Consider the following 21,293-nt stretch of genomic DNA (forward strand, 5'->3'; position numbering starts at 1 on the left):
CTCTGGCGAGATGGACGCGCATGGCTTCGCGCTGCGCCTGTCTCGCAGATACGGACATCCACTCGCCTGCCGTTCGAACCGACCTGGCCGATCACGGTGTCGACATCATCAGGTACGGCGAGGGCATGACGATGCGGTCACATGTCCGCGATCGGACCTCGTCGCTACTGTCAGGCGGCGACGGCCTGGGCGAGCGGCACGAGGCCGTCGAGGAATTGTGCGGTGCAGACCGACCAGTCGTAGCGGCGGCCCGCGGTCGCGCAGGCCTCGCGGTCGGCGCCCAGCGCGATCCTGACGGCGGTGCCGAGATCCTCCGCCATCACGCCGACCGTAGGCGTGTCGAGCACATCGAGCGGCCCGGGCACCGGATAGGCGGCGACCGGCGTGCCGCTCGCCAGCGCCTCAACCATGACGAGGCCGAACGTATCGGTGCGGCTCGGGAAGACAAGGACGTCGGCACCGCGATAGGCGGCTGCGAGTGGCGCGCCATGCAGGGCGCCGAGGAAATGGACAGCGGGATAGCGCGCGCGCAGTGTCGCCAGCGCCGGGCCTTCGCCGACCACGACCTTGCTGCCGGGCACGTCGAGCGCGAGGAACGCCTCGATATTCTTCTCCACCGCGACGCGGCCGACATGGAGATGGATCGGGCGCGGCAGATCCGCGAAGGCGGGATGCGGCGCGCCGTCGGGGGTGAACAGGGTCAGGTCGACGCCGCGCGACCAGCGATGCGTGCGCGCCAGCCCGCGGCGGTGCAATTCCGCCGCAAGCGTCGGCGTCGCGGCATAGACCCGTTCGGCGGGCGCGTGGAAGCGGCGGACCGGCGGCCAGAACCAGTCGGCGGGCAGCTTGGTGCGCATCGCCAGATAATCGGGGAAGCGCGTGTGGAACGAGGTGGTGAAGGGGAAGCCGCGATCGAGGCACCAGCGCCGCGTCGCCCAGCCGAGCGGGCCCTCGGTCGCGATGTGCACGGCTTCGGGGCCGAACGCCGCCAGTCGCCGCGCGATTGCGGGGCCGGCGAGCAGCGCGAGGCGGATCTCGGGATAGGTCGGGCAGGAGACGGTGGCGAACTGGTCGGGGGTGATCGTCTCGACCGCATGGCCGAGTGCGCGCAGCCGCGCGACCGTCGTCGTCAGCGTGCGCACCACGCCATTGACCTGCGGCGCCCAGGCATCGCTGACCAGTGCGATCCTCATCGGGCGAGGCTCATGCCGGGATCGGATCGACGATAATGGGCGTGGTCGCGACCGGCTTCGCGGCGGCCGCCCGCTCGCGCATCACCTCCTCGCGACGGCGCTCGGCCCAGTCGACGATCTCCATCGTGCCGTCGGCATGTTCGACCAGCGCCGTGCAGCTCTCGACCCAATCGCCGTCATTATAATAGGTGATCGCGCCGAACTGGCGGATCTTGGCGGAATGGATGTGCCCGCAGACGACCCCGTCGACATGGCGTTCGGCCGCCGCCTGCGCCACGACCTCCTCATATTTTGAGATGAACGCGACCGCATTCTTGACGCGCTTCTTGAGATGCGCGGCGAGCGACCAATAGGGCAGGCCGAAGCGCTTGCGCACGCCGTTGACGAGCGCGTTGCTCTTGAGCAGCATCGTGTAGGCACTGTCGCCGAGGAAGGCGAGCCAGCGCGCGTACATCACGACGCTGTCGAACTGGTCGCCGTGCAGCACGAGCAGGCGGCGACCGTCGGCGGTGACGTGGATGTCCTCGGGCAACAGCTCGACGTCGCCGAAATGCAGCCCGGTGAAGTCGCGAAAGGCTTCGTCGTGGTTGCCGGGAATATAGATCACGCGCGCGCCGCGCTTGGCCATCTTGAGCACGCAGCGCACGACGTCGTTGTGCGCGGCGGGCCAGTACCAGCCCTTGCGCAGCTGCCAGCCGTCGACAATGTCGCCGACCAGATACAGTGTCTCGCACTCGATCGACTTGAGGAAATCGAGCAGCAGCGCGGCGTTGCAGCCCGGCGTGCCGAGATGCGTGTCCGATATGAAGACCGTGCGGAAGCGCAGCCGCGGCGCATGGCGGTCGCGCGGCTCGGCCTCGCCGAGCCAGGCAGGCAAGGGTGCCTTGCGCGCGACGGGGCGACGCGGGCGGGGATCGCTGCGCGCGGTGATCGGCTGCGTGGTCGGGGCCATGCACTGCTCCGGTCTGCGACGGCGGGGCCGTCCGGTGCATTTGCTATATCGATCGATCAAGACGATTGGGCGAAGCGGCGATGACATCTTTCTTACGCTTGCGTCGTCGTCACTTTGTCTTGATGCTGTCGTCGAACTGAAACGCACTACTGCGAAACCCGCTCGAATAGGCGGCGCGGACTGTTGTGCGCCGCGCGCCCGGCACAGGAGTAGCGCGAGCGATGGCAACGCAAATGAGCACCGATGGCGTGGCGCAGGCCTATGGTCGCTGGGCGCCGGTCTATGATCTCGTCTTCGGGCCGGTGTTCCGACAGGGCCGGTCCGCCGCGATCCGCGCCGCCGAGCGGCTTGGCGGGCGCATCCTGGAGGTCGGCGTCGGCACCGGCATCTCGCTGCCCGGCTATTCGCCGTCGAGCAGCCTCTACGGCGTCGACATCTCCGAGCCGATGCTGGCCAAGGCGCGCCAGCGCGTCCGCAAGCTCGGTCTCGCCAATGTCGAGGCGATCGCGGTGATGGACGCCGAGGCACTCGACTTCGCCGACGCCAGCTTCGACGTCGTGGTCGCGCAATATGTCGTCTCGGCGGTGCCCAATCCGGAACGGGCGCTCGACGAATTCGCGCGCGTCGTGAAGCCCGGCGGCGAGATCATCATCACCACCCGCGTCGGCGCCGAGGCGGGCATCCGCAAGACGATCGAGAAGGGGCTGATGCCGGTCACCAGCCGGTTGGGCTTCCGCACCGACTTCCCGTTCGAACTCTATACCGACTGGGCGAAGGACCGCCGCGACGTCACCCTGGTCGAGAAGCGCGCGCTGCCGCCGCTCGGCCATTTCTCGCTGGTCCGCTACGCCAAGCACGACGCGATACAAGGGAACGCCTGATGCCCGCGCTCCGCAAATTGCAGTTCGAGGCCGACGACGGGTCGGCGGGGTTCCGCGCGCAGCTCGCCGAGCAGCGCTGGGACGACCATCGCTTCTATCATCACAGCCTGGTCAACCAGTCGCTGCACTTCGTCAGCGCCTGCACCTTCCTCACCGCCTATGCGCTGCTGTTCAGGGATCCGGCGATCGCCAGCCTGCTCGCCTGGGGCGTCGCGATGACCAGCCGCCAGGCCGGCCACTTCTTCTTCGAGCCCAAGGGCTACGATCACGAGAACCAGGTCACCCACCATTATAAGGAAGAGGTGAAGGTCGGTTACAATCTGTTCCGCAAATGGGTACTGATGAGCATCTGGGCGGCGGTGCCGATCGTGCTCGTGCTCGAGCCGAGCCTGTTCGGTACGCTCGAGGCGCCGACCGGCTTCGTCGGCACCCTGCGCCACGTCGGGATCGGCTGGCTGGGCTCGGCGTGAGCGCGATCGTCTTCCGCTCGCTTCAGCTGTTCGTCCAGCGCGACATCGAGACCGGGATCGTCTGGGCGACCAAGATCGTCACCGACCCGTTCAACGACTTCAAGATCTACAAAAGCGCGCCGGTCCGGCTGCTCAAGGGCGAGCGGATCGACGAACACGATCGGATCGCAGCCTAAAAAACCACCGTTCGTCCTGAGTAGGGACTGAGCGCAGTCGAAGGCCCGTATCGAAGGATGGTGGCGTGGCGGGCCAGTCCTTCGATACGCCATTTCGACTTCGCTCAATGGCTACTCAGGACGAACGGGTGGTTACGAAAAGCTTGTCAACGTCCCAATTTCGCCCGCAGCGTCTCCTTCAGCACCTGCCGGCGCAGCGCCTTGTTCGTCACCCCCGGCGCCTGCCACCACCAGCCGTCGGCCCGCATCGCGCGCGCCGCGGCGACGAACCGCTCGACCACCTCGGCGAAGGCAGCGTCGTCATAGTCGAGGCTGAAGATCAGCCGCCCGGTGCCGACCCAGCTGAGCGCCAGCCCCTCGGCGCGGAGATAATATTGCAGCATCCAATTGTAGCGCGACGGCAGCGCATAGGTGACCGTCCAGATCGTCGAGAGATGCGCGACGCGCACCGGCAGGTCTTCGGCCGCCATCCGTGTGTTGAATGTGTCCGCGCGCGCGTCCCAGCGGGCATCGAGGCCGTCGTAGAGCGCCGCGACCTCGGGCGTCTCGAGCCGCCGCAGAAAGGCGTCCATCGCGCCCATCACCGCGGGATGCGCATTGAAGGTGCCGCGCGCGAAGCAGATGTCGACCGGGCGGTCGTCGCGCCAGCTTCATCAGCGCCGCGCGCCCGCACAGCACGCCGACCGGCAGCCCGCCGCCCAGCGTCTTGCCATAGGTGATCATGTCGGGCGCGACGCCGAAATAGGCCGCCGCCCCGCCGACGCCAAGCCGGAAGCCGACGAACACCTCGTCGAAGATCAGCACGATCCCGCTCGCGCGGCACACCGCCGCCAGCTTGCGCAGCCAGTCGGTGTAAGCCTCCCGGTCAAAGCCGGCGGCGCGGCTGCTGTCGACCAGCGTGCCGTCGGAGGGCGCGCCCTTGTTGGGGTGCAGTGCCTGCAAGGGATTGACCAGCACGCAGGCGATGTCGCGCCGGTGCGAAAGCACGCGCAGCGTGGCCTCGGACATCTCGGCGAGCGTGAGCGTATGGTCCGCGGCGATCGGGTTGCCGATGCCGGGCTGCACGTCGCCCCACCAGCCATGATAGGCGCCCGCGAACCGCACCACGCGCTTGCGCCGCGTATGATAGCGCGCCAGCCGCACCGCCTGCATCACCGCCTCGGTGCCCGACATGTGGAAGGACACTTCGTCGAGCTTCGAGATCGCCTTGAGCCGTCGTACATTGTCGGCGACGACGGGATGATAGGCGCCCAGCACGGGCCCGAGCGCAGCAGTAGAGGCGATCCCCTCGGCGATCGTCTGCTTGTAGACATCGTAGCCGAACAGATTGACGCCATAGGAGCCGGTCAGGTCATGGAAGCGATTGCCGTCGAGATCGGTCACCACCGGGCCATCGGAGCGTTCGAGGAACGCGCCCGTGCCAAGATGTTCGCGGACGATCCGGCTGAATTGGAACGGCACGCGGTAGGTGCCGGTGAACTGCAGGTCGGACAGGCCCGCGCGTGTCTCCGCCGTCAGCGCGCGCGTCCGGGCGTAGCGTTCGGCATAGAGCGCCGCGAGCCCCGCGAAGCCGGCGCGGCGTTGCGCGGCGACGGCGTCGGGGGCATCGTCGGCGCGGAAGAAGCGGTCCTCGCCATAGTCGTAAAAGGGGATCAGCCCGGCGACGCGCTTGCCCATCCGGACATGCCCGGTCAGCGACCGGTGCTTGGCACGCGACAGCGCGAGGCGGGTGCGGCCCTTGGTGGCGGCGAGGCCCAGGCCGGCGGCGCCGGCGAGACCGGTGAAGAGCAGGATGGTCATGCCTCTCTCCACCCCAAGCGCGTGACGCGCGCATGACAGTGCGCGCCCGCCTGATGCGATTGCTGCTCCAAGAAGATGTCAATTTCCTGCTGACCAACCGCCTGCCGCGTCGTCTCGCGACGCAGGCGATGGGGCGGTTCAGCCGGATCCGGCAGCCGCTGTTGCGCGATCTCTCGATCCGCGCGTGGCGCTTCTTTTCGGACGTCGACCTGTCCGATGCCGCGACGCCGCGCTTCGCCAGCCTCCACGACGCCTTTACGCGCGCACTCGTGCCCGGTGCGCGGCCCGCCGATCCCGACCCCGATATCCTCGCCAGCCCGTGCGACGCGGTCGTCGGCGCGCACGGTCGTATCGACGGCGATCGGCTCTATCAGGTCAAGGGCTTCCCCTATCGGCTCGGCGAGCTGATCCCCGACCCGGCGGTGGTCGAGCGCTTCCGCGACGGCACTTTCGTCACGCTGCGGCTGACCGCGGCGATGTATCACCGCTTCCATGCGCCGCACGACATCCAGGTCGACGCGGTAACCTATCTCTCGGGCGACTGCTGGAACGTCAACCCGATCGCTCTGAAGCGCGTCGAGCGGCTGTTCTGCCGCAACGAGCGCGCGGTGATCGAAGCGCGGCTTGCCGCCGGCGGCGAACCGATCCTGCTGGTGCCGGTCGCCGCGATCCTGGTCGCGAGCATCCGCCTCGCCTTCCTCGACACGGAGAAGGCGCTGCGCGAGGGCGGGCCGCGCCGCATCGTCTGCGCCGAGCCGATCGCCAAGGGCGAGGAGATGGGCTGGTTCGAGCATGGCTCGACGATCATCATGTTCGTGCCGCCGGGCTTCGCGGTGGCCGATGGCATCGCCGACGGGCGATCGATCCGCACCGGTCAACCACTGCTGCGCCGGATCCTGTAGGTGCGCGCCTACGGTCGAGCGCAGGCCGTCGGTGGCGAGATTATCCGCCGTTCGCCTGACCCGTCCGGCGCTCGGCGAAACGGGCTATCAGCCAGCGCCTGACGAGGCTGATCGCCGGATCGGACAAATCGTCGGGCCGCAACTTCAGATAATAGCCAAACCCGTCATAGATCACGGCATCATAGGGCGCGCTGAGCCGGCCCGCTGCGAGCTCCGGCGCGAACATGTCGATATCGGCGAGAGCGACGCCATCGGAATGCATCGCATAGTGGACGGCCAGCAAATTGGTTTCGAAAGCAAGACCGCGATCGACATCGAGCGCGATCCGGCACTGGTTGGCGTAGCTATTCCACAACAGTCCGCGGGGCTGGCAGTCCAGCTTGACATGCAGGAGGTGGTTGTCGGCGAGGAATTGTCCGAGCGGCTTGCCCTGATGCCGTTCCGCGGTGTGCGGCGAGCAGACCGGCGCGACGCGCACCATCCACAGCAGATCGGTGACGCGGTCATCGATGCTTGGCCGGTCGAACACGATCGCCATGTCGGTCTCGGCGCCGGGCAGGCCGATCGCCGTCGAGCTCGAAATGTCGATGCGGATGTCGGGATGCGCGGCGTGGAAGGCCTGGAGCATCGGCATGACGACCTGCTGCAGCAGCGACGGAGGCACGTGGAGGCTGATCGGGCGGCCGGCGTGCGGATCGCGACCGATCGCGTTCAACGTTTGCTCGATCCGGTCGAACGACCGACTGACCTCGGGTAGCAGTGCCAAACCGGCTGCGGTCAGCGCCAGCGTCGGGCCGGAGCGATCGAACAGCTTGTGGCCAAGCAGCTCCTCGAGGCTGATGATGTGCCGGCTGACCGCGCTCTGCGAGACGTTGAGCGCCTGCGCCCCCGCGGTAAAGCTCAGCCGCTGCCCGACCGCGTCGAACGCGCGCAGGGCGTTGAGCGGCAGCCAGCGCCGGTTTGCGCGCGCATCGACGGGTTGCGTCCTGGCTATGATCGTTGCCCCCGGATGTCGTGGTCGCCGCGATAACAGCGCGTTTCGTGCGGCGACGCAACCTGGCGCCGGCGGCGCACGGCGGGCCTGCTCCGGCGGCTGGACTATTCGATATGCCGCCATGCCGAAATGCGATTTCCACAGACGCCCGCGATCATGTCACCTGCGCCATCGCCTCGTCGGGAGATTCTGGTGGACCTCGGGCATATCGCGGCATTGCTGCAGGCGCGGCCGGCAGGGCATTCGCTGCCCCAGGGCCTGTATGTCGAAGACGCCGTGTTCGATTTCGACATGGCGGCGGTGTTCGGCCGATCCTGGCTGTTCGCCGGCTTCGAGGCCGAGGTCCGCAAGCCCGGCGACTATCTCGCGCTGACCGTCGGGCGCTGGCCGATCCTGATCGTGCGCGACCGCGACGGCGAACTCCATGGCTTCCACAACAGCTGCCGCCATCGCGGCTCGATCCTGTGTGCGCCAGGCAGCGGCAATGCGGCGCGGATCGTCTGCCCCTATCACAGCTGGACCTATGCGCTCGACGGCCGGCTGCTCGCCGCCAGCCGCATGCCCGACGATTTCCGCAAGGCCGATCACGGGCTGAGGCCGGTGCATGTCGCCGCGGTCGCCGGCGCGCTGCTGGTCTGCCTCGCCGAGACGCCGCCCGACATCGAGACGATGCGTCGCACGCTGACACCGCTGCTTGCCCCCCACGATCTCGCGCACGCCAAGCTCGCCTATAGGTCGACGCTGGTCGAGCAGGCGAACTGGAAGCTGGTGATGGAGAACGGCCGCGAATGCTATCATTGCGCCAGCGGCCATCCCGAGCTGGCCCGCACCTTCCCGGTCGGCGTGTCGGCCAGTTTCGGCGATCTCGAGGAGTCGCGAGCGTTCGAGGAACGGATGGCCGCGCTCGGCATGCCGATGGGGCCGGAAGGCGAGGACTGGTGGCAGGCGGTGCGCTTCCCGCTCAATCCGGGCACCGTGGCGATGACCACCGATGGTGGCTTCGCGGTCGCCAAGCTGATGTGCGCGGCGGGTGGCGGCGATACCGGATCGCTGCGCTGGGCGCTGGAACCCAATAATTTCTGCCATTCGACCGCCGATCACAGCTTCGCCTTCACCGCGATGCCGGTCTCGGCGCTGGAGACGCACGTCGTCTCCAAATGGCTGGTCCATGAGGATGCCGTCGAGGGCGTCGACTATGACATCGAGACGCTCACCCATTTGTGGACGCAGACCAACCTGCAGGACAAGGAATTCGCCGAGAACAACCAGCGCGGCGTGCTGTCGCCGGGCTATAGGCCGGGGCCGTACAGCACCGAGGCAGAGTCGCTGACGCTCGGCTTCGTCGACTGGTATTGCGCGACCGCCGCCGCCTATCTCGACGGGATGGCGGCATGAGCGCGGCCGAAGACCCGGTCTTGCACCCCGAGACGCTGGCGGTGCGGGCGGGCTATGAGCCAGCCGAAGCGTCCAACGCCGCCAAGCCGCCGATCTACATGACCTCGACCTTCGCCTATGCCTCGGCGCGCCAGGCCAAGGACATTCATCAGGCCTATTTCGACGGCACCGGCCCGGAGGTCGGTCGCCCCGGGCACATCTATGCGCGGCTCGGCCATCCCAATCTCGACATGGTCGAGACGCGGCTCGCCGCACTGGACGGCGCCGAGGCCGCGGCGGTGTTCAACAGCGGCATGGCGACGCACAGCGCGATCGCGCTTGCGCATCTGCGGCCCGGAGACAGCATGGTGTTCAGCCGGCCGATCTACGGCGGCACCAACGGTCTCTATACCGGGCTGATGCCCGAATTCGGCGTTCATGCCGCGACGTTCGCCGATGGCTGTGACCGGGCCGACATGATGGCGGCGGCCGAGCGGGCGCTTGCGAGCGGGCCCCTGAAGCTGATCCTGATCGAGAGCCCGGCCAACCCGACGGGCGCCATCGTCGACATCGCGATGGTCGTCGAGCTCGCTGATGCGATCGGCGTGCGGACGGGGGTGCGCCCGCTCGTCGTGATCGACAACACGCTGCTGGGGCCGCTGATGCAGCGCCCGATCGCGCTCGGCGTCGATCTGTGCCTGACCTCGCTCACCAAATATTGCGGCGGCCACAGCGACCTGCTGGCCGGCGGGGTGTCGGGCAGGGCGGCGCTGATCCAGCCGCTGCGGCTGCTGCGCACGACGCTCGGCAGCCACCTTGATCCCTATACGAGCTGGCTGCTGCTGCGTTCGATGGAGACGGTGCATCTGCGCGCCGAACGCGCGATGGAAAATGCGCGGCACGTCGCCGAATTTCTGCGCGACCATCCCAAGGTCGCCGGCATCACCTATCTCGGCTTTCTTGCCGAGGGCACGCCCGAGCGCAGGGTCTATGATCGCCAGTGCCGGGCGGCGGGATCGACCTTTTCGTTCGCGGTGACGGGCGGCGAGCCCGAGGCGTTCCGCTTCCTCGACGCGCTGCGGCTGCTGCGCTTCGCGGTCAGCCTCGGCGGCTCGGAGACGCTGATCACGCACCCGGCGACGACGACACATTATGCGATCCTGCCCGAGGAGCGTCTCGCCGGCGGCATCACCGATGCGACGCTGCGGCTGTCGGTCGGCATCGAGCATGTCGACGACCTGATCGCCGACCTGTCGCGCGCGCTGGACGCGATATGACGGCGGTCGACGTCCATGCGATCGACGGTAAACTGCTGCCGCCCGACGCGCGCTTCGACGTGGTCGTGGTCGGCGCGGGCGCGGCGGGGACGGCGGCGGCGATCGCGGCGGCGGCCGAGGGCGCCACGGTGCTGCTCGTCGACGAGAATCCGGTACGCGGCGATCTGATCGGCACCGACGTGCCGCTGTTCTACGGCGGGCGGATGACGGCGGCGGTGCAGCAGCCCGCGCGCATGATCGAGCAGATCGTGGCCAGCAATCCGGCGCTGGAGACGGCGATCGAGGCGGGGGTCGACGTGCGGCTCGGCACCGCCGCCTGGGGTCTGTACGTGAACGGCCCGGCGATGCGCGCTCTGCCCGCGCCGATGCTCGGCATCGCCGACGCCGAGCGCGCGACGATGATCGGCTTCGACCGCCTCGTGCTGGCGACGGGCGCGCGCGACCTCGTGCTCGGCTTTACGGGGTGGGACCGGCCGGGCGTGATGGGCGCGCAGGGCTTCGCCGCGCTGCTGACCCGCTACGACGCGCTGGCCAGCCGCCGCGTGCTGATCGCCGGATCGGGCGCGCTGGCGCTCGAGACCGCGCTGCTCGCGCTGGCGCACGGCATCGCCGTGCTCGGTATCGTCGAGGTCGCCGAGGCGGTGCAGGGACCGTCGGCGCTTGCCGAGCGGGTGGGTGCCGCGGGCGTTCCGCTGTTTCTCGGCCACACGATCGTCGCGGCGGACGGCGGGATCGACGGTGTCGACCGGGTCACGCTCGCGGCGGTCGCGAATAAGCGGCAGGTCGAGGTCTATTGCGATACGCTGCTGCTCGCGATCGGTGCGATCCCGGCGACCGAATTGCTGGAGGCTGCCGGAGTAGCGCCGGGCGAGACGATCACGCGCGTCGGCGACTGCGCCAGCGTCGTGCGCCCCGACCCCGCCTATCTCCAGGCCTGGTCGGCGGCAGTCGGCCGCCACGCCCCGCCCGAGACGATCGTCTGCCAGTGCGAGGCGGTGGCGCGTGCCGACCTGATCGGCGTTCAGCCGCCGCGCTATCTCGACCGCCCTGTGGCGATGGCGGCGCGTTCGCTGTCGAGCCTGCTGAACGATGGCCCTGCGCATCCCGACCAGATCAAGCGTCTGACCCGCGCCGGGATGGGCGTCTGTCAGGGCCGGCGATGCCGCGAGCAGGTCGCCTGCCTGCTTGCCGAGCAGCAGGGCGTGCCGCTCGACCGCGTGCCCGTCGCGACGGTGCGGACGCCGGTCCGCCCGGTACCGCTCGGCGTGCTCGCCGACTGGCAGGAGAGCGCGGCGATGACCGCGGGCTGGGACGTCTGGTTCGGCATCCCGACGCAGTGGACGCCCTATGCGATCATTGGCACCCCCGAGGAGGCGGAGCACGTCTCCGGGCTCGGCGGCACCATGCATGTCTGAGGCGGACACGCCCAGGGGCGCATCGGTCGTCGTGATCGGTGCGGGCGTCACCGGGCTCAGCGCCGCCTGGTGGCTGGCGCGCTCGGGGATCGACGTCGTCGTGCTCGACAAGGGGATCGTCGGCTGGGAGGCCTCGGGCCGCAACGGCGGCGGCGCGTCGCACTACCAGAGCCCGCTGTTCGCCGAGGAGCAGCGGCTGTGGCCGCAGATGGACGATCTGCTCGGCTATCCGACCGAATATGTCCGCGAGCGGATCATCATCCAGCGCGATCCGGCGCTTCTCGACCATTATCGCGCGGTCGGCCGGATGTGCAGCGCGATGGGCTATCGGGTCGACGATCTCGACAGCCGGCAGGCGCAGGCGGCGGTGCCGCTGACCGACGAGACCTGTCTCGGCGGCATCCACCTGCGCTTCGGCGGCCACGCCAATCCGCAGCGCACGGTGCAGGCCTATGCCTGGGCGCTGCAGGACCTGGGCGGGCGAATTCTCCAGCATTGCCCGGCGCTCGCCATCGCGACCGCGGGCGGGCGCGTCGTCGCGGTCGAGACGCCGCGCGGTCGTATCGCGTGCGACGCGCTGGTCGTCGCGGCGGGGCCGCAATCGGGCATGCTGCTCGCGCCGCTCAAGATCGACCTTCCGGTCGCCGCGGCGCGTGCGGAAATGATCGTCACCGAGCCCGCGCCGATGATGGCGATCGGCGGGGTCGACGGCAACGGGCTCTACGGACGCCAGACCTTGCGCGGCAATCTCGCCTTCGGCGGCGGCCCGCATGAGTGGATCGCGACTGCCCCCGACGGACCAGCCGACCGTCCGGTCTCGCCGCTGGCGCGCAATCTCGCGCGGCGCGTCGCCGAGATGTTTCCCAAGGCCGCGCGTCTCAACGTGATCCGCTCCTGGGCCGGCATCGTCGAGAATACGCCAGACGGTCGGCCGATCCTCGACCGGTTGCGCGATCCCGGCAACGTCACGGTGGCGACGATGTCGGGGGTCGGCTTCGGCCTGTCGCCGGCGAGCGGCCATGCGATCCGGGATCTCGTCGTCGACGGCGTCTGCTCCTTCGCCGACATCGCCAAGCTCGGCCTCGCGCGCTTTGCGACGCTCGAGCCGGATTGGCGCGAACGGCGCGGGTGGGCGGCATGACGCGCTATTCGGCGCTCGCACTGCTCAAGGCCGGGCTCACCGGGCAGCGCGGCTGGGACCGGGCGTGGCGCGACCCGGAACCGACGACGCATTACGACGTGATCGTCATCGGCGGCGGCGGGCACGGGCTTGCGACCGCTTATTATCTCGCCAAGGTTCACGGCATCCGCAATGTCGCGGTGCTCGAGAAGGGCTGGATTGGCGGCGGCAACACCGGCCGCAACACCACGATCGTGCGCTCCAACTACCGCCAGAAGCCGCTCCACGATCTGTTCGATTTCGCGCTCGGCCTGTGGGAGGGGATGAGCGACGAACTCAATTACAACGTCATGTTTTCGCCGCGTGGCGCGCTGTTCCTGGGCCATTCGGACAGCGACATGACGGTGCTGGCGCAGCGCGGAGATGCGCTGAGATGCGACGGGATCGACGCCGAGTTGCTGACGCGCGACCAGGTCCGCAAGCTGGTCCCGCTGCTCGACATGTCGCCCGACGCGCGCTTCCCGGTCCACGGCGGGCTGATCCAGCGCCGCGGCGGGACCGCTCGGCATGATGCGGTGGCGTGGGGCTATGCGCGGGCGGCGGACAGCCTCGGCGTCGACATCATCCAGAATTGCGAGGTGACCGGCATCGTCCAGTCGGGCGGCCGCGTCACCGGTGTAGAAACGTCGCGAGGAAAGATCGGGGCGGGGCGGGTCGGTATCTGCGTCGCGGGCAATAGCGGGCCGGTGGCGGCGCTCGCCGGCATCACGCTGCCGATCGAAGCGCAGACCTTGCAAGCCTTCGTCACCGAGCAGGTAAAGCCGATGATCGACACGGTGATCATGTCGCAGTCGCTGCACTGCTATATCAGCCAATCGGACAAGGGCGGCATCGTGCTCGGCGGCGACCCCGACCAGTTCCCGAGCTATGCGCAGCGCGGCCTGCCGCCACGGATCGAGCGCGCCGCGGCCGAGGCGATCGCACTGGTGCCGGCGCTGTCTCGGCTCCGGATGGCGCGCTGTTGGGCGGGCACCACCGACATGAGTTTCGATGGCTCGCCGATCATCTCGGCGCTGCCGGTGGGCGGCCTCTATCTCAACGGCGGCTGGTGCTATGGCGGGTTCAAGGCGACGCCCGGCTCGGGGTTCGTCTACGCGCATCTGCTCGCGACGGGGGCTGCGCACCGCCTCGCCGCGCCGTTCGCGCTCGATCGTTTTGCCGAGGCGCGACCATCGACGAAGCGGGGGTCGGCGCGATGCCGCAGCTGCGCTGATGATGCGGATCGACTGCCCCCATTGCGGTCCGCGCGCGCAAGCCGAGTTCGCCTATGAGCGCACGCTCGACTCGATCGTCACGCTCGACATGGCCGAAGACGAGGCGGTGGCGCGGCTCTACGCGCGGGCAAATCCGCGCGGCTTTGACGACGAGCTGTGGCGGCACGGGTTCGGCTGCCGGCAATGGCTTGTCCTGCATCGCCACCGGCAGACGCACGAGATCGCCAGCGTCGCCGCGTTCGATCCGGCGATCCATTCGTGACCGGGCCGCGCCGGATCGGCGACGACGCAAGCGCGACGATGCGCTTCACCTTCGACGGCAGGCCGCTGCGCGCACGGCCCGGCGACACGCTGGCGGCGGCGCTGCTCGCCAACAGCATCGGACTGGTCGCGCGCAGCTTCAAATATCACCGGCCGCGCGGGATCATGGCGGCGGGCGTCGAGGAACCCAACGCACTGGTCACGGTCGGCGAGGGCGGCCGCACCGAACCCAATACGAAGGCCACCGACGTCTTCGTCTATGACGGCCTGGTGGCGCGCAGCCAGAATCGCTGGCCGTCGCTGGGCTTCGATCTCGGCGCGCTCAACGGGCTGGCGGCGCGATTCCTGCCGGCGGGATTCTATTACAAGACCTTCTTCGGGCCGCCGTCGCGCTGGATGGTCTACGAGCGCTTCATCCGCCGCGCCGCGGGCATGGGCAGGGCGCCGACCGCGGCCGATCCCGACCGCTACGAACATCGCGCCGCCTTCTGCGACGTGCTCGTCGTCGGTGGCGGATCGGCCGGGCGCGCGGCGGCGGCGGCGGCGGACGGCCGGGTGATGCTGGTCGAGCAGGATCGCGTGCTGGGCGGCGATGTGAGCGCCTCATCCCCGTTCGTCCCGAGCGCCGTCGAGGGACCGGCCGCACGCGGGGCGCCGGGTGTCTCGACTTTGCTCGACACGAACGGGGAGGGGGTGGCGGGTCTGCCCGCCCATGTCCGCGTGCTGACGCGCACTACGGCGACGGGCGTCTGGGATCATGGTTTCGTCACGCTCGTCGAGCGTCTCGTCGAGCCCGGTGCGGTGCCTCCGCCTGGCCGGCCGGCGCAACGCCTGTGGCACGTCCGCGCCAAGCGCATCATCCTCGCCACCGGCGCGATCGAGCGGCCGCTCACCTTTGCCGGCAACGACCGCCCGGGCGTCATGCTGTCGCAGGCGGTGCGCACCTATATCGCGCGCTTCGGCGTGCTACCCGGCCGGCGCGTCGTCATCGCGACCAACAATGACAACGCCTATGCCACCGCCGAGGCGGTCGCGGCGGCGGGCGGCGAGGTCGTCGCGATCCTCGATTCACGCGACGCGACGCCCGCGACGCGCTTTCCGGTTTTCGCGAAGGCGTCGCCGGTCGCGACGCGTGGCCGCAGCCACCATCTCGCCACCGTAGAGGCCGAGATCGGCGGCATCCGGCAGCGGTTCGCCGCCGATCTGCTCGCGATGTCGGGTGGTTTCACCCCGGTCGTCCACCTGCACAGCCAGGCCGGCGGCACGCTCGATTGGCGCGCCGACATCCAGGCGTTCGTGCCGGGCGCATCGCGTCAGGCGATCAGCAGCGTCGGCGCCGCCGCGGGCGAGGTCTCGCCGATCGCCGCGACCACGGCGGACCTTGCCGATCCCAAGCACAGCTTCATCGACTTCCAGAACGACGTCACCGCCGCCGACATCGATCTGGCGTGGCAAGAGGGCTATCGCTCGGTCGAGCATCTCAAACGCTATACGACGCTCGGCATGGCGACCGACCAGGGCAAGACCAGCAACATGGCGGCGCTGGCGCGGCTCTCCTCGGCGGCGGGTGTCGATATCCCGCAGGCCGGCCTCACCACCTTCCGCGCGCCGTTCACGCCTGTGACGCTGGGGGGTGCTGGCCGGGCCCGATGGCGGCGGCCATGCGGCGCCTTCCCGCCGGCTCGCGCTGTACGACCGCCATCAGGCGCGGGCACCGATCTGGCAGCCTTTGGGCTATTGGCACCGGCCGCGCGCCTATCCGCTCGTCGGCGAATCGTTGCACGACGCGGCGGTCCGCGAGGCGCGCACGGTGCGGACTCGCGCGGGCATCGTCGACGTCTCGACGCTCGCAAAGTTCGCGGTGTCGGGACCCGACGCCGTCGCGCTGCTCGAGATGGTCTGCGCGACCGGCGTCGCGAAGCTGGGCGTCGGGCGCGGCCGCTACACCTTCATGCTGCGCGAGGACGGCATGGTGATGGACGACGGCACCGTCTGGCGGCTGGGCGACACGCGCTATCTGCTGACCAGCTCGACCGGCGGCGCGGATCGGATGGAGGCGCATCTGAGCTATGTCCACCGCGTGCTCGCACCGCATCTGCGGGTTTCCGTCGTGGCGCAGCAGGAGCATTTCGCGGGGATCGCGCTCGCCGGGCCGCTCGCCGCCGACATTCTCGAAGGGCTGACCGGCGAGCCGCCGCCGGCGCATATGGGGCTTGCCGAGGCGTCGATCGCGGACGTACGCGTCCTGATCCTCGCCGCCAGCTACAGCGGCGAGCGCGCCTTCGAAGTCTATGCGCCGGGCGTCGAGGCCGGCCCGGTGTGGGATGCGCTCGATCGCGCGACCGGGGTACGGCGCGGCTGCCCTTACGGCCTCGAGGCGCTCGAATTCTTGCGAATCGAGAAAGGGCATATTGTGATTGGCGCCGAGGCGGACGGGCGCACGACGCCGCACGACCTCCAACTCGACCGCATGTTGCGCAAGGCGGGCGGCTATGTCGGTGCGCAGGCGCTCGGGAGACCGGCCTTGTCAGCCCCCGATCGGCTGCAGCTCGTCGGGCTGGAGGCGCCGCAGGCGATCCCCGAAGGTGCGATGCTGGTCGCCGAGACCGGGGCGCGGGTTGAAGGCCATGTCACCTCGGCGGCGGGGCGGGTGTTGGGGAATGGCGGGATAGCGCTCGCCTTGCTGTCCGGCGGCCGTAGCCGCCTCGGCGCGCGTCTGATCGCCACCTCGCCGACGCGGGGCATGGATGTCGCCGTCACCGTCACCGCGCCGCTGTTCTACGATCCGGAAGGGGCGCGCTACCGTGGCTGACCGCGTGACCATTGCGGTGGCGCCCGCCGGCGACGTGATCGCGCTCGACCTGTGGAGCGACGCGGATGCGACGACCCTGATCGGCGGCATCGCGATGCTCAAGGTCGAGCCGCGGCGCTGGTGGCTGTTGGGGGCCGCCGACCGCGGCGCGGAGCTTGAAGCGGCCATCGCCGATCGCGGCGCCTTAGCACCGATCGGTGGGGGACTGGTCCGTGCGACGATCACCGGGCCGGGGTGGCGCGGCCTGCTGATGGTCGCCGGACTGTTCGACGCCGAGGATCCCGGCTTCGGTCCGGGTGCCGTCGCCGCGACGGTCCTCCATCATGTCGCGGTGCGGATCGCGGTCACCGGCGAGGATCGCTGCGACGTCTATTGCGCGGCGAGCTACGCCCCGGCACTCATCGATTTGTGGCGCAACGCCATCGGTGCCGACAGCGTCAGCGTATCTCCTGCTTTGCCCATGGCGCCGATCGGATCCACATGACCCCAGCCGCAGCGACGTTGCCCGGTCCCGAAGTCGCCGCGGCGACGGCGCCTCGGCCCGACGCCGCCCGCTGGTATGTCGTGACGGTGCTGGGATTGGTCTATGCGCTCAACATCGCCGACCGCTACGTCGTCTCGACCGTGCTCGAGCCGATCCGGCGCGAGTTCAACCTGACCGATACCGGCGTCGGCTGGCTGACCGGCGTGTCGCTCGCGCTGTTCTACATTCTGGTCGGCCTGCCGATCTCGCAGCTCGCGGATCGCGCGAACCGGCGCAACATCATTTCGGCAGCGATGATGCTGTGGTCGTTGATGACCGCGCTGCTCGGGCTGACCCAGAATTTCTGGCAGTTCATGGCGATCCGGATCGGCGTCGGCGTCGGCGAGGCGGGCGGCACGCCACCCTCGACGTCGATCATCGCCGACTATTTTCCACGCGATCGCCGCGCGCTGGCGCTGACCATCTTTGCGCTGGGCTCGCCGCTCGGCGCGTGGCTCGGATCAACCGTCGCGGGCCGGATCGTCGATCAATTTCATAGCTGGCGGTCGGCCTTCCTGGTGCTCGGCGCGCCGGGCGTGCTGCTTGGCCTGCTCGTCCTGCTGACGATCCGCGAGCCGCGCCGGGGCCGCTATGAGACGATCGCGCCGGCGGCGACCCGGCAGGCGCCGCTCGGCGACACGATCCGCTATCTGTGCACGCATCGGTCGGTCTGGCACATCAACGCCGCCGGCACGGTGATCTGCCTGTGGGGCTGGGGGCTGATGTACTGGACGCAGACCTTCCTGCAGCGCGCCTACGGTCTGACGGCCGCCGAGGCGGGGGCACGTGTGGGGACGATCTATCTGTGGGCCGGGATTGCCGCGACGCTGGCGACGGGTGCGGTCCTTGCGCTGCCGGCGATGCGCGAGCCGCGGCGCATCGCCTATTTCCTCGCCGTGATCGTCTTTTGTTCGACGATCCCGTCCTTCGCGATCTACTGGACGCATTCGCTGCGCATCGCGACCGCGATGCTGTGGCTCGTCGTGCCGGCGGTCTATCTCTATACCGGGCCGCAAATGGCATTGCTGCTCAACTTCCTGCCGCCTTCGATGCGCGCGCAGGGCATGGCGATCAGCCTGCTGTGCGCCAATGTCGCCAATCTGATCGTCGCGCCGCTCGTCGTAGGCGCGATCAGCGACCATCTGTCGGGGCGGTTGCATAGCAATGCCGAGTCGTTGCGCTATGCACTGCTTGCGCTGTCGCTGACCGGTTTCTGGGCAGCCTATCATTATGGTGCGAGCGTGCGGAGTTATGACGCGGATGACCGCCGACTCCGCGACGGCGAAACGGGGGTCGCGGGCGCGGCCGGCGGGACTGACGGGGCCATTGTCCGGAAGCGCGGATGACCGCCTTGCTCACCACGAAGACGATCGGCTCGGCGCGCGCGGAAGAGTCGGCAGGGCCGCGGACCATGAGGGTCAATGTGTGCGTGCGCCGGCCGACGCGATCCCGCCCGAATCCTCGTGGCCTCGTTCGAGGACCGGCCCCGCCTGATCCCTTGTTCGCCGCAGCCTCGGCATTGCTGCCTGCAGCCGCGCGCTTTTTCATTCAGCTTCTGTAGAATTGCCGTATGGCCGCAGAGGTGAATTGGGATGACATGAGGATATTCCTGGCGCTTGCGGCGTCAGGATCGTCGGCGGCGGCAGCCAAGACCGTCGGCAATGATGCCACCACCGTGTCGCGGCGGCTGCAACGGTTGGAGCGCGCTCTGGGTACAAGCCTGTTCGAACATGGTCGCGCCGGCCTGATGCTGACCGATGCCGGCCACCGACTGCTCGCGCATGCCGAGGCCATGGAAGTCGAAGCACGCGCGATTCAGCAGGAGGCAAGCGAAGGGGCGGCGCTGTCAGGCACGATCCGGCTGAGTGTCTCGGAAGGGTTCGGCACGCATTTCGTCGCCTCGCGGCTTGCCGGATTTGCGGCCGCGCATCCCGGCATCGCGGTGGACCTGATCGCCTCGACCGGCTTTCTCAATCCTTCGCGCCGCGAGGCAGACGTCGCGGTGATGCTCGCGCGGCCGCGCGGCGGCCCGCTGATCGCGGCCAAGCTCACCGACTATCGGCTGGGCGTCTATGCCGCGCGCGATCATCTGCGCGTGACCGGTGCCATCGACAGCATCGAGGCGCTGCGCGCGCACCGGCTGATCGGCTATGTTCCCGACCTGATCTACGCCCCCGAACTGCGCTATCTCGCCGAGGTCGATGGACAGCTGGAGCCCTCGCTTCGCAGTTCGAGCATCAATGCGCAGGCCAGCCTGATTGCGAGCGGGGCGGGGTGCGGCATCCTGCCCTGCTTCATCGGAGACGCGCTGCCCGCGCTCGTCCGCGTCACGCGCGACGTTGCCGACATCAAGCGGTCGTTCTGGCTCGTCGTGCACCGCGACATGCGGCGGCTGGCGCGGATCGAGGCATTCATCGGCTGGCTTCGCGGCGAGGTGGCGACCGCACAGCCGCTCCTGCTGGGGACGCGACCCGCTGCGTAGCGAGCGGTGTTGTCGGATGCTGGCTCAATGCGGTTCGCATCCGGATCCCGCAATGCTGTCCGCCCTGTTTCGACGTTTTGGGTGTATGTCGGCGGGATGATGATGGGAGTCGGGCATGGTGCTCACCTTCGATCGGCCGAGTGGACGCCAATGAAAGATGTTGCCGCCTTATGATCGCGACGAACGAGACCCTGGAAGACCTGGGGTGGAAGGCGCCGTTCAGCGCGCATGTCTCGGACGAGGAGGCGGCGGCCTGCCGTCCTGTCCGGGTGATGGCGGTGCATCGCGGCAAGATCGATGTCGCCGGCGCGGGGTCACGGCATTCGATCGTGCCCTATATCGCCGGTGCCGGACCACAGGACGATCATCCGACGGTCGGCGACTGGCTGCTGATCGACGCGGACACGCTGCAAGCCGTGCGCGTCCTCCCCCGGATCAACCTGTTCACGCGCCGTGCGCCGGGCGATCCGCGCAAGTCGCAGATGATCGCCGCGAACATCGATACGCTGTTCATCGTCGCCTCGTGCAATCTGGATTTCAGCGTTGCGCGGCTGGAACGCTATCTCGTCCTGGCACGGGAGGTGGATGTCCATCCCGTGGTTGTCCTCACCAAGACCGACCTGACCGATGCCGCAGACGGGTTCGCCGCCGCTGCGCGCGCCATCGAGCCGGGCCTGCTCGTCGAAACCGTCAACGGCCGGGATCCGGCCAGCGTAGCGCGTCTTGCGGCCTGGTGCGGCAGGGGCGACACCGTCGCGCTGCTGGGCTCCTCCGGGGTCGGCAAGTCGACGCTCGTCAACAGCCTGCGAGGGTCGGACAGCATCGCGACCCAGGCGATCCGGGCTGGCGACGATACCGGGCGGCACACGACGACGGTGCGCGAAATGCATCGCCTTCCCCTTGGCGGCTGGCTGCTCGACACGCCCGGCATGCGCGAACTCCAGCTGTCCGACGCGGCCGCCGGCATATCGGAGGTTTTCGACGACTTTCTGCTCGTCGCACAACAGTGCCGCTTCTCGGACTGCGCCCACGAGCGCGAACCGGGCTGCGCGGTCAGGGCAGCGATCGGCGACGGCACGTTGACGGCGAGCCGGTTCGACCGTTGGCGCAAGCTTGCCGCAGAGGACCGTGTCGAGACCGTACGACGCGCGGCGCGGCGTTCTCGGTGACGCGCGCTTGGGGTTGTTGACCAAACCCTGCCAGCGCGTATTGTCCTACCTGCCCAGCGGCGCCGGCCGGCCGCCGGCGAGACCGCCGAGACGCCCTGATGTGCGCACCGTTAGTTCACGGCGTTCGATGTCGGCCGCGACCATCGTGTCTATCGCGAATCGCCGGACGGGACCGGATCATGTGATCGTAGGGCATCGTCAGGCGCTGTCGCGGGTGA

20 protein-coding genes and 3 pseudogenes are annotated in these 21,293 nt (G+C 69.0%); 17 read left to right on the plus strand and 6 right to left on the minus strand.

Annotated elements, in window-relative coordinates; genetic code table 11:
• Positions 1-170 precede the first annotated feature (170 nt).
• On the minus strand, positions 171-1,193 hold the full coding sequence (locus tag Q0326_RS07580; RefSeq protein ID WP_298688782.1) for a glycosyltransferase family 1 protein: 1,023 nt from the start codon (positions 1,191-1,193) through the stop codon (positions 171-173).
• Between the two features lie 10 nt (positions 1,194-1,203).
• On the minus strand, positions 1,204-2,145 hold the full coding sequence (locus tag Q0326_RS07585) for a UDP-2,3-diacylglucosamine diphosphatase (protein ID WP_298688784.1): 942 nt from the start codon (positions 2,143-2,145) through the stop codon (positions 1,204-1,206).
• Between the two features lie 233 nt (positions 2,146-2,378).
• Between Q0326_RS07585 and Q0326_RS07590 the strand changes: the two genes are divergently transcribed.
• Genes Q0326_RS07590 through Q0326_RS07600 form a run of 3 tightly spaced genes read left to right on the plus strand, consistent with a single transcriptional unit; the run spans position 2,379 to position 3,672 of the window.
• Positions 2,379-3,026 (plus strand): methyltransferase domain-containing protein, encoded by a 648-nt coding sequence (locus Q0326_RS07590; protein WP_298688786.1) that lies wholly within the window; start codon positions 2,379-2,381, stop codon positions 3,024-3,026.
• Entirely contained in the window at positions 3,026-3,496 is a 471-nt protein-coding gene (locus tag Q0326_RS07595) for a hypothetical protein (RefSeq protein ID WP_298688788.1), read from the plus strand. Before Q0326_RS07590 ends, Q0326_RS07595 begins: the two co-directional genes overlap by 1 nt.
• Positions 3,493-3,672, plus strand: coding sequence for a hypothetical protein (locus Q0326_RS07600; protein ID WP_298688790.1), 180 nt, complete (start codon positions 3,493-3,495; stop codon positions 3,670-3,672). Before Q0326_RS07595 ends, Q0326_RS07600 begins: the two co-directional genes overlap by 4 nt.
• 146 nt (positions 3,673-3,818) lie before the next feature.
• Here the strand turns inward: Q0326_RS07600 and Q0326_RS07605 are convergent, their stop codons facing one another.
• Both Q0326_RS07605 and Q0326_RS07610 read right to left on the minus strand, forming a co-directional pair.
• On the minus strand, positions 3,819-4,055 hold the full coding sequence (locus Q0326_RS07605; RefSeq protein ID WP_298688792.1) for a hypothetical protein: 237 nt from the start codon (positions 4,053-4,055) through the stop codon (positions 3,819-3,821).
• Positions 3,973-5,472 (minus strand): aminotransferase class III-fold pyridoxal phosphate-dependent enzyme, encoded by a 1,500-nt coding sequence (locus Q0326_RS07610; RefSeq protein ID WP_298688794.1) that lies wholly within the window; start codon positions 5,470-5,472, stop codon positions 3,973-3,975. Before Q0326_RS07610 ends, Q0326_RS07605 begins: the two co-directional genes overlap by 83 nt.
• A 32-nt stretch (positions 5,473-5,504) precedes the next feature.
• On the opposite strand from Q0326_RS07610, the gene asd reads away from it, so the two are divergent.
• The gene (asd, locus tag Q0326_RS07615) at positions 5,505-6,374 is read left to right on the plus strand and encodes an archaetidylserine decarboxylase (RefSeq protein WP_298688796.1); all 870 of its coding nucleotides are present in this window, start codon (positions 5,505-5,507) and stop codon (positions 6,372-6,374) included.
• A gap of 40 nt (positions 6,375-6,414) precedes the next feature.
• Here asd and Q0326_RS07620 read toward each other — a convergent pair whose 3' ends face one another.
• On the minus strand, positions 6,415-7,491 hold the full coding sequence (locus tag Q0326_RS07620) for a LysR family transcriptional regulator (RefSeq protein WP_298688798.1): 1,077 nt from the start codon (positions 7,489-7,491) through the stop codon (positions 6,415-6,417).
• A gap of 69 nt (positions 7,492-7,560) precedes the next feature.
• Here Q0326_RS07620 and Q0326_RS07625 point away from each other — a divergent pair, with 69 nt between their 5' ends.
• The 7 genes and pseudogenes from Q0326_RS07625 to Q0326_RS07655 all read left to right on the plus strand — a co-directional run.
• Entirely contained in the window at positions 7,561-8,763 is a 1,203-nt protein-coding gene (locus Q0326_RS07625) for an aromatic ring-hydroxylating dioxygenase subunit alpha (protein ID WP_298688799.1), read from the plus strand.
• Entirely contained in the window at positions 8,760-10,019 is a 1,260-nt protein-coding gene (locus Q0326_RS07630; protein WP_298688800.1) for a cystathionine gamma-synthase family protein, read from the plus strand. Before Q0326_RS07625 ends, Q0326_RS07630 begins: the two co-directional genes overlap by 4 nt.
• Positions 10,016-11,434, plus strand: coding sequence for an NAD(P)/FAD-dependent oxidoreductase (locus Q0326_RS07635; protein ID WP_298688802.1), 1,419 nt, complete (start codon positions 10,016-10,018; stop codon positions 11,432-11,434). Before Q0326_RS07630 ends, Q0326_RS07635 begins: the two co-directional genes overlap by 4 nt.
• Positions 11,427-12,575 (plus strand): FAD-binding oxidoreductase, encoded by a 1,149-nt coding sequence (locus Q0326_RS07640; protein WP_298688803.1) that lies wholly within the window; start codon positions 11,427-11,429, stop codon positions 12,573-12,575. The genes Q0326_RS07635 and Q0326_RS07640 overlap by 8 nt, the downstream gene beginning before the upstream one ends.
• Positions 12,572-13,827, plus strand: a pseudogene (locus Q0326_RS07645) (sarcosine oxidase subunit beta family protein). Before Q0326_RS07640 ends, Q0326_RS07645 begins: the two are co-directional and overlap by 4 nt.
• Entirely contained in the window at positions 13,827-14,090 is a 264-nt protein-coding gene (locus Q0326_RS07650; RefSeq protein WP_298688805.1) for a sarcosine oxidase subunit delta, read from the plus strand. The pseudogene Q0326_RS07645 and the gene Q0326_RS07650 overlap by 1 nt, the downstream one beginning before the upstream one ends.
• A 38-nt stretch (positions 14,091-14,128) precedes the next feature.
• Positions 14,129-15,016, plus strand: a pseudogene (locus Q0326_RS07655) (2Fe-2S iron-sulfur cluster-binding protein); the annotation flags it as partial.
• Positions 15,017-15,157: 141 nt separating this feature from the next.
• On the opposite strand, the gene Q0326_RS07660 reads toward Q0326_RS07655, so the two are convergent.
• Positions 15,158-15,544 (minus strand): hypothetical protein, encoded by a 387-nt coding sequence (locus tag Q0326_RS07660; protein ID WP_298688807.1) that lies wholly within the window; start codon positions 15,542-15,544, stop codon positions 15,158-15,160.
• Here Q0326_RS07660 and Q0326_RS07665 point away from each other — a divergent pair.
• From Q0326_RS07665 to rsgA, 6 genes and pseudogenes are all read left to right on the plus strand, one after another.
• Positions 15,533-15,661 (plus strand): annotated as a pseudogene (locus Q0326_RS07665) (hypothetical protein); the annotation flags it as partial. The gene Q0326_RS07660 and the pseudogene Q0326_RS07665 sit on opposite strands and share 12 nt — an antisense overlap.
• Before the next feature lie 61 nt (positions 15,662-15,722).
• A complete protein-coding gene (locus tag Q0326_RS07670) occupies positions 15,723-16,901 on the plus strand; it encodes an aminomethyltransferase family protein (RefSeq protein WP_298688809.1) in 1,179 nt (392 codons plus the stop codon).
• On the plus strand, positions 16,894-17,385 hold the full coding sequence (locus tag Q0326_RS07675) for a sarcosine oxidase subunit gamma (RefSeq protein WP_298688812.1): 492 nt from the start codon (positions 16,894-16,896) through the stop codon (positions 17,383-17,385). The genes Q0326_RS07670 and Q0326_RS07675 overlap by 8 nt, the downstream gene beginning before the upstream one ends.
• Positions 17,382-18,770: an MFS transporter gene (locus tag Q0326_RS07680; RefSeq protein ID WP_298688814.1), complete on the plus strand. Its 1,389-nt coding sequence runs from the start codon at positions 17,382-17,384 to the stop codon at positions 18,768-18,770. The genes Q0326_RS07675 and Q0326_RS07680 overlap by 4 nt, the downstream gene beginning before the upstream one ends.
• A gap of 251 nt (positions 18,771-19,021) precedes the next feature.
• Positions 19,022-19,906 carry a LysR family transcriptional regulator gene (locus tag Q0326_RS07685; protein WP_298688816.1) on the plus strand — a complete coding sequence of 295 codons (885 nt, stop codon included), beginning with the start codon at positions 19,022-19,024 and terminating at the stop codon, positions 19,904-19,906.
• A 170-nt stretch (positions 19,907-20,076) separates the two neighbouring features.
• On the plus strand, positions 20,077-21,075 hold the full coding sequence (gene rsgA / locus Q0326_RS07690; RefSeq protein ID WP_298688818.1) for a ribosome small subunit-dependent GTPase A: 999 nt from the start codon (positions 20,077-20,079) through the stop codon (positions 21,073-21,075).
• Positions 21,076-21,293: the final 218 nt, after the last annotated feature.

The organism is uncultured Sphingomonas sp., assembly GCF_937859915.1.
Lineage (GTDB): Bacteria > Pseudomonadota > Alphaproteobacteria > Sphingomonadales > Sphingomonadaceae > Solisphingomonas.